At 61.7% G+C, this 1236-nt stretch carries 3 protein-coding genes; 2 read left to right on the top strand and 1 reads right to left on the bottom strand.

All coding sequences use genetic code 11. The features are described 5' to 3' along the window. Window positions 1-389 precede the first annotated feature (389 nt). Window positions 390-584, bottom strand: a complete 195-nt coding sequence (locus ACZ4TW_RS24025) for a hypothetical protein (protein ID WP_465547034.1) — start codon at window positions 582-584, stop codon at window positions 390-392. 126 nt (window positions 585-710) lie between these two features. Between ACZ4TW_RS24025 and ACZ4TW_RS24030 the strand changes: the two genes are divergently transcribed. Continuing rightward, window positions 711-947: a FitA-like ribbon-helix-helix domain-containing protein gene (locus ACZ4TW_RS24030; RefSeq protein ID WP_465547036.1), complete on the top strand. Its 237-nt coding sequence runs from the start codon at window positions 711-713 to the stop codon at window positions 945-947. Further along, window positions 944-1192, top strand: coding sequence for a PIN domain-containing protein (locus ACZ4TW_RS24035; RefSeq protein WP_465547039.1), 249 nt, complete (start codon window positions 944-946; stop codon window positions 1190-1192). The genes ACZ4TW_RS24030 and ACZ4TW_RS24035 overlap by 4 nt, the downstream gene beginning before the upstream one ends. Window positions 1193-1236 lie beyond the last annotated feature (44 nt).

A 1236-nucleotide genomic window follows, 5' to 3' on the forward strand; every position in this document is an offset into this window, starting at 1 on the left:
CTCTTTCGGATAGGGCTTGGGCACGATGGTCATCCTTCCAGGCCAACCCTCCCGGGCAAGCCAGATCAGATGTCACCTATCGGTGCAGCAGTCCCAATTGACCAGGGGAGCCGGGTCGTCGAAGAGTATGTCCTTGAAGATGTACAAGCCGCCGATCGCGCTTAGCATGATGATCGCGATCTCCGCCTTGTACCACCGTCCGGCGTCGACGTACGCGGATATGAAGTCGTCTCGATTGGCGGTGACTCGAATCGCGCGACGGCGTAGCACGTGGCCTTCGGCCTTTCCGGAGGGGCATGCGGCTGCGAGGCTTCCGTGGGCCCGCCCGATCCATGGTACGAACTGTCGCCCCGACGAGGAACGGAATGCGCCTCTGGACAGGGGGACGACTAGCTCAGCAACAGCCAGATGAACCGCGTGAAGATAACGGCGAATCCGAGAATGGCGGTGGCGAGGAGCCATCGTCGAGCACGACGGTCGCGCGTGACGTTATCTCGCTGTGGGTCTTCGTGAAGATAGACGTAGGCGGCGACGAGTGCGCAGGCAGACGCGGACACGCCGGCGGTGATGCTGATGATCAGCATCACCGTGCTTGTTGTGTCGGGGTGAGGCATAAGCATGCGCATGGGCTCAGTGAGGCAAAGGATGTGTTGGATCAACCGCAACACTACTAGTGACTGTAATGCTAGCAATGCAGCTAGAATGACTTCATGGGTGTGGTGATCACAGTTCGTGACGTTCCAAACGCAGTGCGAGATGAGCTTGCGGGGCGGGCCGCGCGGGCGGGCAAGTCGTTGCAGGAGTACTTGCGAGGGATGCTGATTGAGTCAACATCACGCCCGCCGGTCGACGATGTCATCGCGCGGGCGCGGGCGCGTGTCGGCGCAACCGGCGTTCGGGTTGATGCCGCCGCGATTCTCGATGCGCGCGACGCTGAGCGACGGTGACCATCGACGTCGTCTGTGACTCCTCGGTGATCGTGGCGCTACTGCTCGACGATGGTCCGGACGGTCGCTGGGCGGTTGGGCAACTGTCGGGCGCTCGCTTGCTTGCACCGCAGTTGCTGATGTATGAAGCAGGGAACATCATTCGCAGACAAGAACTGGCGGGCGTTGTCAGTGTCGTGAGGGGGACCCATTCTATGGTCCAGTCGCTATGCGGCTTGGGGTTGGTGGGTCGTGGTCCACTGTAGGGCGAACTCGGCGGGGGTGAGTCCGTGGTGGGCCGAATGGGGTC

This window comes from Agromyces sp. NPDC029043 (genome assembly GCF_055564615.1).